We start from the raw sequence: 13567 nt of genomic DNA on the forward strand, positions 1-13567 counted from the left end.
TGGATGAAAAGTGCAATCTACAAAGGCTGGGTCCGCCATCGTCGCTATACTCCCAGGTATCATAGCCTGCAGTATAAAATTTTTATGATGTTGCTGGACCTGAACGAGTTAGACGAAGTCTTTAAGGGGACCCGGTTGTGGTCTACCAGGCGCTGGGCTTTGGCTCGCTTTAAGCGCGAAGACTTTCTCGGTGATCCTTCTATTCCCCTTGATACCGCCGTCAGGCAGCAGGTTGAAAAGCAAACCGGTATTTATCCGGATGGTCCCATCCGCTTATTGAGCAACCTGCGTTATTTTGGTTTTATTATGAACCCTATTAGCTGTTACTACTGCTTTGATAAGCAAGAGCGGCTGCAAACCATTATCGCTGAAGTGAATAATACTCCCTGGGACGAGCGTCATTGCTACGTGCTATCTTGTGACCCAAGCCGCCAATACCAGCGTATAAGTTTTAACAAAGAGTTTCATGTGTCGCCGTTTAATCCAATGGATGTGCGATACGACTGGCGCAGCAGCTTGCCAGATGACAGTTTGCGTATCAATATGCAAAACTGGCGAGGCGAGGCCGATAAGGAAGTCATGGAATTTGATGCCACTCTGGTTTTGGAGCGAGAAGAAATCAGCGCGACTAAATTACGGCGGCTAATTTGGAGTTATCCATTAATGACCTTGAAAATAGTTGCAGGCATTTATTGGGAAGCTGCTAAGCTATTCGCCAAAGGAGTCCCGGTTTTTGATCACCCCAAAAATAACGAGCCAAAAAAGCCATTAGCTCAACCGTAAAGATAAAGCGCGGGTGAGATAAACCTTAACAGTAACTGGAAATAAATAGAATAAAATACCTATGAGCATTGCAAGCGTAAATAATAAAACCAGCCGCGAAGTTAAAGCCAGTTTTTGGGATGCCATGGCAAAAAAAGCCTTGCTAAAGGCGATGGCTCATATCACCACTGGCCGATTAATTCTTGAAGAGGATGGTGAAGTCTATGAATTTGGTGAGCCAGCAGAGACGGCAAGCCTGATTGCCCATGTGTTTATTCACCACCCCTCAACCTATAAAGATATTTTATTGGGTGGCTCTATCGGTTCCGCTGAAGCTTATATGTTGGGTAGTTGGTCTTCATCAAGTTTGCTGGATGTGATTCGCCTGATGACATTAAATTTGGATATGCTGAATAAAATGGATAATACCCGTCCATTATTGAATCGTATCTCTTCAAAGGTCATGCATCTGCTTAATGCCAATACCCAAAGCGGTTCGCGCAAAAATATTTCCGCTCACTATGATTTGGGTAACGACTTCTTTGCTTTATTTCTTGACCCCACCATGATGTATTCCTCGGCTATTTTTCCTTCGGAAAATGCCAGCCTGGAGGAAGCTTCATTATTTAAGCTGGATAGTATTTGTAAAAAGCTGCGCTTAGGTGAGGGCGACCACCTAATGGAAGTAGGAACAGGGTGGGGCGGTTTAGCGATTTATGCGGCCAAAAACTATGGCTGTAAAGTGACCACTACAACGATCTCACAAGAGCAATATGATTACGCCTGCGCCGCTGTTAAGCGCGAAGGGCTGGAAGATAAAATCACCCTATTGCTGGAAGACTATCGTGACCTGAAAGGTCAGTATGACAAACTGGTTTCCATCGAAATGATTGAGGCCGTTGGCCACGAATACTACGACAACTACTTTGCAAAATGTTCCAGCTTATTAAAAGATGATGGTTTGATGTTAATCCAGGCAATTACCATTGCTGACCAGCGTTACCAGCAAGCCAAGCGTACGGTTGATTTTATCCAGCGTTATATTTTCCCGGGAGGTTGCTTGCCCTCTAATGAAATTATTGCGCAATGCATATCGCGCAATACCGATATGATGATGGTTAATCACCATGATATCGGCCGGGATTACGCTAAGACATTGGCTGAATGGCGCAAGCGTTTCCATACTGAAATTGATACGGTTAAGCAGATGGGCTTTGATGATGTATTCTGCCGTATGTGGGAATTTTATCTTTGTTACTGTGAGGGAGGCTTTGCCGAGCGTGCTATCAGTACTGCGCAAATTGTATTTGCAAAACCGGGCGCCAGGGAGATTACTCCAGCTCATTAAAGGCGCCGCGAACAAGAAACTCCTCAATGCTGCGCTGTTTCAGCTGGGCTGGTTTGCCTGTGTGTTAGGCGGCGATGCGATTGCCTTTGTGGTGACTGCCACCATTCTCTGTATCCATCAGTTATTTGTTGTTAATAAACGTTTTGAATGGTCGTTGATTGCGATTGTCGCAGTTACTGGCTTTGTTGTAGATAGTAGCTTGGCTCATTTCGGTGTGTTTTCTTTTAAGTCATCTTCATTATTCTATATCCCGTTCTGGTTATTTTGTCTGTGGGTGTTATTTGCTACCACTTTAAATCATAGTCTTGAATGGTTAAAAAACTGGTTGTGGCTGGCCGTAATATTGGGTGGTTTTTTCGGTCCAATGTCTTATTTTGCAGGCAGTAGACTGGCTGATGTCGCCTTGTCTTCGCCGCCGTTATTGTCAATGGTGTATATCAGTCTTTGTTGGGCCGTGTTATTACCCGCTTTTTATCTCTATATTCGCTTCCGGGAAGTCCAGTAATTGTGCTTGGTTTTTTGTATAAAACCGGCATGTTACTCCTGCTTTTATCGCAGGTTTACGCTGATAGTCTAACTGTTGTCGGCGATGCCTATGCCCCGGATGGAGATGCATTGCTGTACCGTGAGTTTCATTATTATTCTGATGATGGTATGGACCATCGGGTGGTCTATATGACGCAGGATAATATCAAAATGGCTGAGAAGTCTCTTAATTACAGGTCGGGTAAATCTACTCCTGCCGTTAACCACCAAGCCTGGGTGTATCCGGAGAAGATACAAATAGTTTTGGATAAAGACCAGTTATCACTCGCCTATACCGACAATGACAATGAAGAAGACCGCGCTACCCTGGATGCCAATTGGCCGTTGGTCATTGATGCGGGTTTTGATAACTATGTGCGAGAAAATTGGTCATCCCTGTTGAACGGAGCCATTCTGGAATTTTACTTCCCGGCACCAACCCGTATGAGTCTGGTCAATTTAAGAATTAAGCAAAAGCTTTGTTCGGCTGAGCAGCCGGATGATGTTTGCTTTTCGATAAACTCTTCTAATTGGTTTATTCGTTTGCTGCTAGACCCCATTGAGCTAAGCTATGACAAAAATACCAGGCAACTCAGTCGCTTTAGGGGCTTAGGGAATATGATGGATAAAAAAGGCAAAAGTTTGGTGGTAGATATCCGCTACCGTTACCAAAGTCTATGTGTTGACCCCGACAAATGCACTCGAGGGCAGACTCCGGCGAAAATAACTATCGTCATTCCCGCGAAGGCGGGAATCTAGTGCTGTAGATTTCCGCTTTAGCGGAAATAACAGCATAAGCATGCAGGCTGGATTCCCGCCTTCGCGGGAATGACGGTCTTTTTTGAGTGATGCAACGCCTCTAGCCACATGCAGAAAAGTGTTAAGAATATAGTTGCGTTCGGTAGATTATTACATGCGCTTAGGTAACAATATCGCCTTTAATAATAACCTGACAATAGTTGTTTGGCTGACCTTTAAAGAGTGCAAAATCTATGCTGGATCCAGATACAAAGAAAACTTATGGCGTAACCTCCGCTATATTGGCTTGGCTGGTTTTCTTTAGTTTTACTATTACCTTGGTTATTTCTATCTCGTGGCCACTAATGAATGTGGTTGACCCTGATCGAGACTTTTATCGTGCCATGCATATGACCCTGGGCGTAGTGAGTTTTGTATTTGTCGCGCTGCGTTTGTTGTGGTGGGCTAAAAATCCGCGACCACAGGCCCCCAAACGCATGACAGAAAATGCCTATGGCCTATCGCGGTTAACGCTGTTATTCCTTTATATAAGTGTACTGGGCCTGAGTGTTAGTGGCTTTATGAATAGCTGGGCCATAGGTTATGAAGTCAGCCTATTTGGTTTATTTACCCTGCCGATATTGGAAGGTTGGGCAATGGCTTTTGCCAGTAGTGCCCACAACATTTTTGTGTTATTTAATTATGGGATGTTGCTGACTTACCTGATGGTGTTTGTATACCACGCACTCCGTTACAAGGTCGGTTTTCGTAGAATGATACCCGGCATGCATGTGTAAGATTTTCAACTGTTATCAGTGGCTGTAGCGTCAAGCGGTAAAAATAGCAGTTGGCATAATGTCATCAATACAATCGAAGAACCAATAACCAGATATTGCTCTATAGAGCTCTCTTCTGTTAGTAGATACCCTATCAAAAACCAGAGTGAAGCAGGCAGTACCGTATGCAGATAGTTTTTCCAACTTACCGTCAACTCAGTTCCACAGCTATCACAGGGTATAGTGATTAATGGACTTATGGTTGCTTTGTGCCAACCCATTTGTGAACAATTATTACATGCGGGGCATATAGCCTTCATTGTTTTTCCTGGTCAGTATTTGCTGATATTTTAGTTATTTTTTTTGTGTTTATTCTTTGATATATCGCAATCGCAGCAACTGCTTTCCCTTCATTATATAGCAACATAAGCACAGCGGCTTCGTGCATATTTACATATTTCTTACTTTGTGTTTTAGCGGCTTAACAGAATTGATAGGGATGAGGGAGGAGGCCCCGGACGCTGCCAGCTTATTCACTTTTGGGCTTATTGCTCAAGGTAATATGCTTGGGCCCCGCCATACTCTGCTGGCCGCTTACCCCGGATTCAATTTGTTCAATAGCTCCGCCGGCTTTTAAAAAGGCCGCGGTTTGCTCTTCAATCGATAGGGATGTCTCTGTAGCGTCAGGTTGCTTCTTTCTACCTGTGGTTGTTTTGGGCTTGGCTGCCATGGAAAGGGTGCCTTTAATCAGCTAAATGGATAGACAGTATACACATAATTGACGCTTACTGCGTGGCTTCTGCAATCATTGACAGTGCAGGCTTTGAGGGTGCAGGCCTAAGGCCACTTATGGGCTACATTGAATTCAGAGGCTGTTTTAGCTAGAATGCGCGACCCTTCTACTGGCCGTATAACAACAATTCCTGCCGATTAGAGAACCTATTTCAGTTCCGTGTCATCAATGATGATGGATGCGGGCTAATGTATTGATGTTGACTGAGAGAATGACATGTTTGAGTTTCACCCAAGTAAAGTAGCCACCATCAAGAATGATGTGCTTTCGGGCTTAACGGTAGCGTTGGCGCTGGTGCCTGAGGCGGTAGCCTTTGCGTTTGTTGCTGGTGTGGAGCCGTTGGTTGGGCTGTATGCTGCTTTTATGGTGGGTTTAATCACCGCTTGTATCGGTGGTCGTCCCGGTATGATTTCAGGGGCTACCGGTGCTTTGGCCGTGGTGATGGTAACCCTGGTGGCTGACCACGGAGTTGAATACCTGTTTGCTACGGTGGTGCTGATGGGCTTTTTGCAAATAATGGCGGGGGTATTACGACTGGGTAAATTTATCCGCATGGTGCCGCATCCAGTGATGCTGGGTTTTGTGAACGGTCTGGCGATTGTTATTTTCCTGGCTCAATTGGGTCAGTTTGGTGTTGCCGGTGAGCCGGGCTGGTTGAGCGGTACGTTTATGGAAGGCACCATTGTTGATGTGGCTTGGCTGGAAGGGCAGCAGCTTTATATGTTGTTGGGCCTGGTAGTAATCACCATGTTGATTATTCATTTCCTGCCCCGTTTTACCACCGCTGTACCTTCTTCGCTGGTCGCCATTGTGGCGGTGACGCTGCTAGTGTTTGGTCTGGACTTAAATACCCGTGTAGTGGGCGATGTGGCCTCTATCAAAGGCGGCCTACCGACTTTCCATATTCCTTCGGTGCCCTTCAATCTGGAAACCTTCTGGATCATCCTCCCTTATTCGGTGATTTTGGCAGCCATTGGTTTGATTGAGTCTTTGCTGACGCTGCGCCTGGTGGATGAAATTACCGAATCCCGTGGTCGTGGCAATAAAGAGTGTATTGGCCAGGGCGTTGCCAATACCGTGACTGGTATGTTTGGTGGTATGGGTGGTTGCGCGATGATTGGCCAGAGTATGATCAATGTAAACTCCGGTGGTCGCGGTCGTCTTTCCGGTATTACCGCTGCACTGTCTCTATTGTTTTTTATTCTTGTAGGTTCTGCACTGATTGAAAAAATTCCCCTGGCGGCGTTGATTGGCGTTATGTTTATTGTGGTAATTGGTACCTTTGAGTGGAGTAGCTTCCGTATTTTGCGCAAAGTGCCACGCAGTGATGCCTTGATCCTGATTACCGTATCCGGCGTAACCGTAGCAACCGATTTAGCGGTTGCGGTTGTGGTTGGTGTGATTGTGTCGGCGCTGGTATTTGCCTGGGACCACGCCAAGCATATTCGCATTGATGCAAAGGAAGATCATAAAGGTTCAACCGTTTATGCGGTGACTGGCCCGCTGTTCTTTGGCTCAGCTACGTCCTTCCTTGAACACTTTGACCCCAGTACCGATAACGATGATGTGGTGATCGACTTTGCCCGCTCACGGGTGGCAGATCACTCTGGTCTGGAGGCTATTGATACCTTGGCTGAGCGCTATGTAAATGCGGGTAAAACCCTGCACTTGGTGCATTTGAGTGAAGAGTGTCGTCATTTATTGAAAAAGGCTGGTGGTTTGGTTGAAGTCAATGTGATTGAAGATCCCAAGTACTTTGTGGCTGAGGATGCTTTGGCTTAATATGTCTGGACACTAAATATGTATGGACAATCAGCGAGCTTATTTTATTTCAAAGGAAATACGCCATGAAAGTGATAGCCCCCTCTACCTTTGTTAAGACTGCTTTACTCGCTGTGACTTTGATCGTTGCCGCCTGTGCTGCCACCACGGGCAGTGACGACCAGCAAGTGGCCAGCGCGAAACTTAATAGGATTTTGGATAGCCGCAGCGATGATTTTAAGGCTCGCGATAGCAGTCGCCACCCTAAAGAAACGATTGAGTTTTTTGGCATAACTCCCGGTATGAAAATCGCAGAAGTTTTACCCGGTGGCGGTTGGTACTCACACATCTTGGCGCCCTATGTGGCTTCAGAAAGTGCGGGCTCAGAAGGGGCCTTCTATGGCATTAATTATGCCGATGATATGTGGCCGATGTTTGGCTTTTTTAAACCCGATGTTATCGCAAAGCGCATTGAGGCCCATAAAGCTTTTGGCGATAAGGTGGCAGCTTACCCCGGGGCAGAAAAATTGCCTGCCGCGGGTTATGCCTTTGGCGGTATCCCCAAGTCGATCAATGGCACTCTCGATGCAGTGATTATGATTCGTGCACTACATAACCTGAACCGCTTTGAAGCCAAAGCCGGCACTCGTACCGCCGCATTAAAAGCAATAAATGCCTTATTAAAAACCGGTGGTATTGTAGCTGTAGTACAGCACCGTGCACCAGCAGATGCCGATGAGCAATGGGCCAATGGCAGTAATGGCTACCTGAAGCAGGCGGCTGTTGTGGCCATGTTTGAGCAGGCGGGCTTTGAGCTGGTCGATAGCAGTGAAATCAATGCCAACCCGAAAGATCAGCCGGTAGTTGGTGACTCAGTGTGGCGCTTGCCTCCATCACTGAGAACTGCGCCTGAAAATAAGGCGGCCAATATGGCGATTGGTGAATCTGATCGTATGACTTTGAAGTTTATTAAAAAATAAGAATTAAACGCTTGTTTCACCGCCAAAAAACCGCTCTGGTTTAGTTAATTTTATAATCTTAAAAATTTCACTCAGTGGACTATTGTTTTCGCATTTTTGCGCAATAGAAAACGGCCATTCACAAATAGAGGTTCATTTGTTTATTTGATTTTTTTCCTTGATGAGGTGGGGATTTATTCCTTAGAAGTGTCTTATAGCTAGAGAGTGCAAGCATAATCATTCTGTTGGGCGCTGGATACAGAGGATGTCATGTTATATAAATCGCCATTTTTTATATCGGTATTTTTTATACTGGTACTTTTTTTGATCAGCCCTATTAGCTACGGTCAAAACAGTATCGTTGAGCGAGCTGATTGGGTGCGGTATTTTGATCAGTTTTCTGCCAAAGGCACTATCGTTGTTATTGATGAACGTGGCCCCTATGCAAAAAATTGGGTATTTAACAATGCTCGAGCTCTTAAGCGTTACTCTCCAGCGTCTACTTATAAGATTCCCCATACGCTGTTTGCTTTGGATGCTGGCGCTGTAGAAGATGAGTTCCAGGTGTTTGAATGGGACGGTATAAAGAGGGATTACGAGCTGCACAATCAAAATCAGGATTTGCGTTCTGCTATGCAATATTCTGCGATTTGGGTCTATGAGCAGTTTGCTAAAAAGATTGGTAAAAAAAGGGTGCAGCGTTACTTGCGTGAAATAGACTATGGTAATAAGGACCTTCATACCGCAAGCGGAAATTATTGGGTTGAAGGAGACCTGGCTATTTCTGCTTATGAACAAGTAGCCTTTCTAAAAAAATTACATCGAAACCAACTCCCGTTTTCATCGCTACACCAGGGTATTGTAAAAGATATTATGCAGCTCGATAAAGGTGATACCTGGACATTATGTGCCAAAACGGGATGGGATGGCGGTTATGGCTGGTGGGTAGGATGGGTCGATTGGCCGACTGGTCCGGTCTTTTTTGCATTAAATATAGACACACCTAATAAGGCCGATGATTTATACAAGCGTGAAGCGATTGCCAGAGTTGTCCTCCAGTCTCTTGATGCGTTGCCGTCGGGTTAGGTGAGCGCTGGCTTCTTTTGTTCAGGGTTTTAATGTTGTTTTGTTTTAATGTTGTTTTAATGTTGTTTTAAAGCGGGTCAGATGGGCTTAATGAATGGCCTGTGACTGCTCCACATAAGGTGTCGTTATATCCGTTTCTTTTGGCGGGCTAGCCTTGGTTTCATGTTCAGTTTGCTCAGTGATATAGCCTCGCAACCGGCCGACAACATTGGTCATAATCTCAATGGTCTGGCCAATTTGGTCCAGGGTCATCAAAATGGTTTCTGGGTCTACCTGGGCTTTCTTGTCTTCGCTTTCGCTCATGGCCCTATCCTGTTATCGCTAGTGAGTTTTGTCTTTAACATCTCTGTCGCCCCCGCGAAGGCGGGGGCCCAGCCTGCATGCACCTCTGGATTCCCGCCTTCGCGGGAATGACGGCTAGTCCCAAGTCAATGCACCGCCTGTTTGATACTCGATAACGCGAGTTTCAAAAAAGTTTTTCTCTTTGCGCAAGTCCATAATTTCACTCATCCATGGGAATGGGTTCTGCGCGCCAATGTATTGCTCCGGCAAGCCCAGCTGGGTTAAGCGGCGGTTGGCAATAAACTGTAGGTACTCTTCCATCATGGCAGCGTTCATACCGAGTACACCGCGGGGCATAGAGTCACGGGCGTATTCGATTTCAAGCTGGGTGCCTTCCAGAATCATTTGAATAATTTCCTGCTGGAATGTTTCGCTCCACAGTTGTGGGTTTTCCAGTTTGATTTGGTTGATCACGTCGATGCCAAAGTTCAGGTGCATCGATTCATCCCGCAGGATGTACTGGAACTGCTCGGCAACACCGGTCATTTTATTACGGCGACCCATAGACAGAATCTGGGTAAAGCCACAGTAAAAGAAAATACCTTCAGTCACCCCGTAGAAACCGATCAGGTTGCGTAGCAATTCCTGGTCTGCTTCGTGGGTGCCGGTTTTAAAGTTCGGGTCAGACAGCGCGTGAGTATGCTTTAAGCTCCAGGCGGCTTTTTTGGCGATTGAAGGCAGTTCGCGGTACATATTGAATACTTCACCCTCATCCATAGCCAATGACTCAACACAGTACTGGTAAGCGTGGGTATGAATTGCTTCTTCAAAGGCCTGGCGTAATAGGTACTGGCGACACTCAGGGTTGGTGATATGGCGGTACATAGCCAGTACTAAGTTATTGGCAACCAGCGAGTCGGCAGTAGAGAAGTAACCTAAAGAGCGCATAACAATGCGACGTTCGTCATCACTAAGGCCGTTAGGGTCTTTCCACAAGGCGACGTCAGCGGTCATGTTAACTTCTTGTGGCATCCAGTGGTTGGCACAGCCATCCAGATATTTCTGCCAGGCCCAGTCATATTTAAAGGGCACTAACTGGTTTAGGTCAGCGCGGCAGTTGATCATAGCCTTGTCGTCAACGGTAAGACGGGCAGCGCCCATTTCCAGTTCTTCAAGGCCGGCAGAAACATCCAGGTTGGCAATAGCGGCTTCAGCTTTGGCTGCGGCGCTGCCTGTTGGTTTGACGGCTGGTGCTTCAGCTGCGGGTGCAGCAGCTTGAGGTGCTGGTGCGGCCTCTACTTCCGGCGTAATGACTTCCTGTGCAACAGGCGGTGGCATTGCGCTTTCGTTTTCTTCAACATTGTACTCATCCCAATTCAGCATACTTTATTTACCTCTTTAACATACCGCTAGCGGTATGGTGTTCTATTTTTTACCCCCGCCTGTCTATATCTATAATTGGTGGCGGGGTGTAATGCTTAAGTTCTTTTTACTCGGTGTGCTATTGGCAAGCTTCGCAATCAGGATCGTCCAGTGAACAAGCCTGAGGTACCGGTGCTGGACCTGCGGCGGCTTCTGCTGGCGCTGCGGGTGCTGCTGCGGAAGATACGGCGTTTAGCGAGCCGGTATCAATCGTAGACTTCTCAGTACCGGTGGCCGCTAAGGCGCGTAGATAATAAGTCGTCTTCAGGCCGCTGTACCAGGCCATACGGTAAGTGATATCCAGCTTCTTGCCGGAGGCACCGGAAATGTAAAGGTTGAGCGACTGTGCCTGGTCAATCCATTTTTGGCGGCGGCTTGCGGCATCAATAATCCAGCGAGGCTCAACTTCAAAGGCGGTGGCGTACATCGCTTTTAGGTCTGCGGGAATACGGTCGATCTGCTGCACACTACCTTCGTAGTATTTAAGATCGTTAACCATTACGTTGTCCCACAGTCCGCGAGCTTTTAGGTCGTTAACTAGGTGTGGGTTAACCACGGTGAATTCACCGGAGAGGTTAGATTTCACATAAAGGTTTTGATAAGTCGGCTCAATTGACTGGGCAACACCAGTAATATTGGCGATGGTAGCTGTCGGTGCAATGGCCATTACGTTGGAGTTACGCATGCCTTTGCTTTGCACTTGAGAGCGCAGCCCGTCCCAATCCATAGTCTGAGACTGGTCGACTTTGATGTATTGCTCACCACGTTCTTCAACCAGTTTTTTCACTGAGTCGATGGGTAAAATACCCTGGCTCCATAATGAACCGTCAAAGGTGGAGTAGCTGCCGCGCTCTTCAGCCAGTTCAGAGGAAGACTTGATAGCGAAGTAGCTAATGGCTTCCATAGAGCGGTCAGCAAACGTCACCGCGTCATCAGAACCGTAGGCAATATGTTGCTTGTAGAGAGAGTCCTGGAAACCCATCAAGCCAAGCCCAACAGGACGGTGCAGCATATTGGATTTCTCTGCCTGGCCAACGGAGTAGTAGTTGATATCGATAACGTTATCTAACATACGTACTGCTGTCTTAACGGTTTTTTCCAGCTTCTCTAAATTGAGGCCGCCTTCTTCGGTATGTTGAGCCAGGTTAACCGAGCCCAGGTTACAAACAGCGATCTCTTCTTTATTGGTGTTAAGCGTAATTTCTGTACACAGGTTTGAAGAGTGAACCACGCCAACATGCTGCTGCGGAGAGCGAATGTTGCAAGGATCTTTAAAGGTGATCCAAGGGTGGCCAGTTTCAAACAACATACCCAACATTTTGCGCCATAGTTCCTGGGCGCGAACGGTTTTAAATAATGGGAAGTCACCAGACTTACAGCGAGCTTCATAGGCGGTGTAAGCTTGTTCAAAAGCTTCGCCATATAAATCGTGTAGATCAGGGACATCGTTAGGTGAGAATAAAGTCCACTCGCCATCATCGAATACGCGTTTCATAAACAGGTCAGGTACCCAGTTAGCGGTATTCATATCGTGAGTACGGCGGCGGTCATCACCGGTGTTTTTTCGTAGCTCAACAAACTCTTCGATATCCATATGCCAGGTTTCAAGGTAGGCACAGACAGCGCCTTTACGCTTGCCGCCCTGGTTAACCGCAACAGCGGTATCGTTAACCACTTTTAAGAACGGTACAACACCCTGAGACTTACCGTTAGTGCCTTTAATATAGGCACCTAAGGCACGTACTGGCGTCCAGTCGTTACCTAAACCGCCAGCCCACTTTGACAGCATGGCGTTGTCCTGGATGGCACCGTAAATACCGTGCAAGTCATCAGGTACAGTGGTTAGGTAGCAAGAAGATAATTGTGGGCGCAAAGTACCGGCATTAAATAACGTCGGTGTAGAGCTCATATAGTCGAAGGAGCTAAGTAGACGATAAAACTCAATCGCACGCTCTTCTCTTTGCTCTTCGCGGTGGGCCAGGCCCATGGCGACACGCATAAAGAAGATCTGCGGTAATTCAATGCGCACTTCATTGCTGTGAATAAAGTAGCGGTCGTATAAAGTCTGGAGACCAAGGTAGTTAAACTGCAGGTCGCGGGATGCATCGATGGCTTGACCCAGTTTGTCCAAATCATAATCCAGTAGGTTTGGCGCCAGTAACTCCAGTTCGATACCTTTGTTGATATAAGCCGAAAGAGCTTTGGGATAAAGGGTGTCCATATCGCCCTGGGTTGCGCTGTCGGCGATGCCCAGAAAAGGCAGGGCTTCTGCGCGCAGGTTGTCGAGCAGTAAGCGAGAGGTTGCATAAGAGTAGTTAGGCTCTTTCTCAACCAGGGTTCTGGCGGTGATCACCAGGGAGGTGTTCACGTCTTTGGCGGGCACACCGTCATAAAGGTTTTTCAGGGCTTCATCAATGATGTGCTGAGCATCAACATCTTTAAGCCCGGCACAGGCTTCACCCACAATAATTTCCATGCGGCCAAGGTCCAGTGGTGCCTGGCTGCCATCAGGGTGGCTTACTTTGATGGTGGGGTGCGCTTTGGTCGGTTCGGAGGAGGCTTTATCTTCACGCTGCAGGCGACGCTCTTCCCGGTACAATACGTAATCGCGGGCCACTTTGTGGTCGCCGCTGCGCATTAGGGCCAGTTCAACCTGATCCTGGATATCTTCAATATGCATCGTACCGCCGGAGGGCATACGACGTTTGAAAATAGCACTAACTTGCTGAGACAGTTTTTCCACCGTTTCGTGGATGCGTGATGAAGCGGCGGCGGTGCCACCTTCAACGGCTAAAAAAGCTTTGGTGATGGCAACAGTAATTTTACTGTCGTCATAGCTCACTACCGTGCCATTACGTTTGATAACACGCAATTGCCCAGGTGCAGTTGCTTGTACTTCGGTGTTTGAGGTTGCAGACGTTGGTGCTGCCGCATGGGGTACGGCTTTGTTGTTATCATCTACTTCGGTTTGCATAGTTTCTCCGGGCACTACGTTCTCGCAGTGGTTAGCTCAGCGTATTTAAGGTTTTATTGTTGAGGTGAGACTAACTAAGATGAAATGCTGTGATTCAACCCGGCTATGAACAGTTTTTTATGATCTTCATGTGCAAGCCAT

13 protein-coding genes are annotated in these 13567 nt (G+C 46.9%); 8 read left to right on the top strand and 5 right to left on the bottom strand.

The window, feature by feature from the left end:
- Positions 1-3 precede the first annotated feature (3 nt).
- The 5 genes from P8H32_RS04080 to P8H32_RS04100 all read left to right on the top strand — a co-directional run bounded on the left by P8H32_RS04080 (position 4) and on the right by P8H32_RS04100 (position 4170).
- Positions 4-783 (top strand): DUF1365 domain-containing protein, encoded by a 780-nt coding sequence (locus P8H32_RS04080; protein WP_297291980.1) that lies wholly within the window; start codon positions 4-6, stop codon positions 781-783.
- A gap of 61 nt (positions 784-844) precedes the next feature.
- On the top strand, positions 845-2110 hold the full coding sequence (locus P8H32_RS04085; protein WP_297291979.1) for a cyclopropane-fatty-acyl-phospholipid synthase family protein: 1266 nt from the start codon (positions 845-847) through the stop codon (positions 2108-2110).
- On the top strand, positions 2043-2615 hold the full coding sequence (locus P8H32_RS04090; protein ID WP_301088534.1) for a DUF2878 domain-containing protein: 573 nt from the start codon (positions 2043-2045) through the stop codon (positions 2613-2615). The genes P8H32_RS04085 and P8H32_RS04090 overlap by 68 nt, the downstream gene beginning before the upstream one ends.
- 29 nt (positions 2616-2644) lie before the next feature.
- Positions 2645-3394 (top strand): hypothetical protein, encoded by a 750-nt coding sequence (locus P8H32_RS04095; protein ID WP_301088535.1) that lies wholly within the window; start codon positions 2645-2647, stop codon positions 3392-3394.
- Positions 3395-3627: 233 nt separating this feature from the next.
- Positions 3628-4170, top strand: a complete 543-nt coding sequence (locus P8H32_RS04100; protein WP_301088536.1) for a cytochrome b/b6 domain-containing protein — start codon at positions 3628-3630, stop codon at positions 4168-4170.
- A 5-nt stretch (positions 4171-4175) separates the two neighbouring features.
- Here P8H32_RS04100 and P8H32_RS04105 read toward each other — a convergent pair whose 3' ends face one another.
- Complete coding sequence (locus tag P8H32_RS04105; RefSeq protein ID WP_297291708.1) at positions 4176-4469, bottom strand: hypothetical protein; 294 nt, start codon at positions 4467-4469, stop codon at positions 4176-4178.
- Positions 4470-4678: 209 nt separating this feature from the next.
- Complete coding sequence (locus tag P8H32_RS04110) at positions 4679-4879, bottom strand: hypothetical protein (RefSeq protein ID WP_297291707.1); 201 nt, start codon at positions 4877-4879, stop codon at positions 4679-4681.
- 279 nt (positions 4880-5158) lie between these two features.
- Here P8H32_RS04110 and P8H32_RS04115 point away from each other — a divergent pair, with 279 nt between their 5' ends.
- The 3 genes from P8H32_RS04115 to blaOXA all read left to right on the top strand — a co-directional run bounded on the left by P8H32_RS04115 (position 5159) and on the right by blaOXA (position 8748).
- Entirely contained in the window at positions 5159-6724 is a 1566-nt protein-coding gene (locus P8H32_RS04115; RefSeq protein ID WP_297291706.1) for a SulP family inorganic anion transporter, read from the top strand.
- A 65-nt stretch (positions 6725-6789) separates the two neighbouring features.
- Positions 6790-7683, top strand: coding sequence for a class I SAM-dependent methyltransferase (locus P8H32_RS04120; RefSeq protein WP_297291705.1), 894 nt, complete (start codon positions 6790-6792; stop codon positions 7681-7683).
- 249 nt (positions 7684-7932) lie between these two features.
- A complete protein-coding gene (gene blaOXA, locus P8H32_RS04125; protein ID WP_301088537.1) occupies positions 7933-8748 on the top strand; it encodes a class D beta-lactamase in 816 nt (271 codons plus the stop codon).
- Positions 8749-8835: 87 nt separating this feature from the next.
- On the opposite strand, the gene P8H32_RS04130 is transcribed toward blaOXA, so the two are convergent.
- The 3 genes from P8H32_RS04130 to P8H32_RS04140 all read right to left on the bottom strand — a co-directional run bounded on the left by P8H32_RS04130 (position 8836) and on the right by P8H32_RS04140 (position 13426).
- The gene (locus P8H32_RS04130) at positions 8836-9051 is read right to left on the bottom strand and encodes a hypothetical protein (protein ID WP_301088538.1); all 216 of its coding nucleotides are present in this window, start codon (positions 9049-9051) and stop codon (positions 8836-8838) included.
- A gap of 114 nt (positions 9052-9165) precedes the next feature.
- Positions 9166-10413 (bottom strand): ribonucleotide-diphosphate reductase subunit beta, encoded by a 1248-nt coding sequence (locus P8H32_RS04135; protein ID WP_297291702.1) that lies wholly within the window; start codon positions 10411-10413, stop codon positions 9166-9168.
- A 118-nt stretch (positions 10414-10531) separates the two neighbouring features.
- Positions 10532-13426: a ribonucleoside-diphosphate reductase subunit alpha gene (locus tag P8H32_RS04140; protein ID WP_297291701.1), complete on the bottom strand. Its 2895-nt coding sequence runs from the start codon at positions 13424-13426 to the stop codon at positions 10532-10534.
- Positions 13427-13567: the final 141 nt, after the last annotated feature.

The organism is Oceanicoccus sp., from assembly GCF_029238675.1.
GTDB lineage: Bacteria > Pseudomonadota > Gammaproteobacteria > Pseudomonadales > Dasaniaceae > Oceanicoccus.

Coding starts and splice junctions, on each gene's coding strand:
- P8H32_RS04130 (WP_301088538.1), bottom strand. CDS start 9,051: ATGAGCGAAAGCGAAGACAAGAAAGCCCAGGTAGACCCAGAAACCATT.
- blaOXA (WP_301088537.1), top strand. CDS start 7,933: ATGTTATATAAATCGCCATTTTTTATATCGGTATTTTTTATACTGGTA.
- P8H32_RS04100 (WP_301088536.1), top strand. CDS start 3,628: ATGCTGGATCCAGATACAAAGAAAACTTATGGCGTAACCTCCGCTATA.
- P8H32_RS04095 (WP_301088535.1), top strand. CDS start 2,645: ATGTTACTCCTGCTTTTATCGCAGGTTTACGCTGATAGTCTAACTGTT.
- P8H32_RS04110 (WP_297291707.1), bottom strand. CDS start 4,879: ATGGCAGCCAAGCCCAAAACAACCACAGGTAGAAAGAAGCAACCTGAC.
- P8H32_RS04135 (WP_297291702.1), bottom strand. CDS start 10,413: ATGCTGAATTGGGATGAGTACAATGTTGAAGAAAACGAAAGCGCAATG.
- P8H32_RS04115 (WP_297291706.1), top strand. CDS start 5,159: ATGTTTGAGTTTCACCCAAGTAAAGTAGCCACCATCAAGAATGATGTG.
- P8H32_RS04120 (WP_297291705.1), top strand. CDS start 6,790: ATGAAAGTGATAGCCCCCTCTACCTTTGTTAAGACTGCTTTACTCGCT.
- P8H32_RS04085 (WP_297291979.1), top strand. CDS start 845: ATGAGCATTGCAAGCGTAAATAATAAAACCAGCCGCGAAGTTAAAGCC.
- P8H32_RS04080 (WP_297291980.1), top strand. CDS start 4: ATGAAAAGTGCAATCTACAAAGGCTGGGTCCGCCATCGTCGCTATACT.
- P8H32_RS04105 (WP_297291708.1), bottom strand. CDS start 4,469: ATGAAGGCTATATGCCCCGCATGTAATAATTGTTCACAAATGGGTTGG.
- P8H32_RS04140 (WP_297291701.1), bottom strand. CDS start 13,426: ATGCAAACCGAAGTAGATGATAACAACAAAGCCGTACCCCATGCGGCA.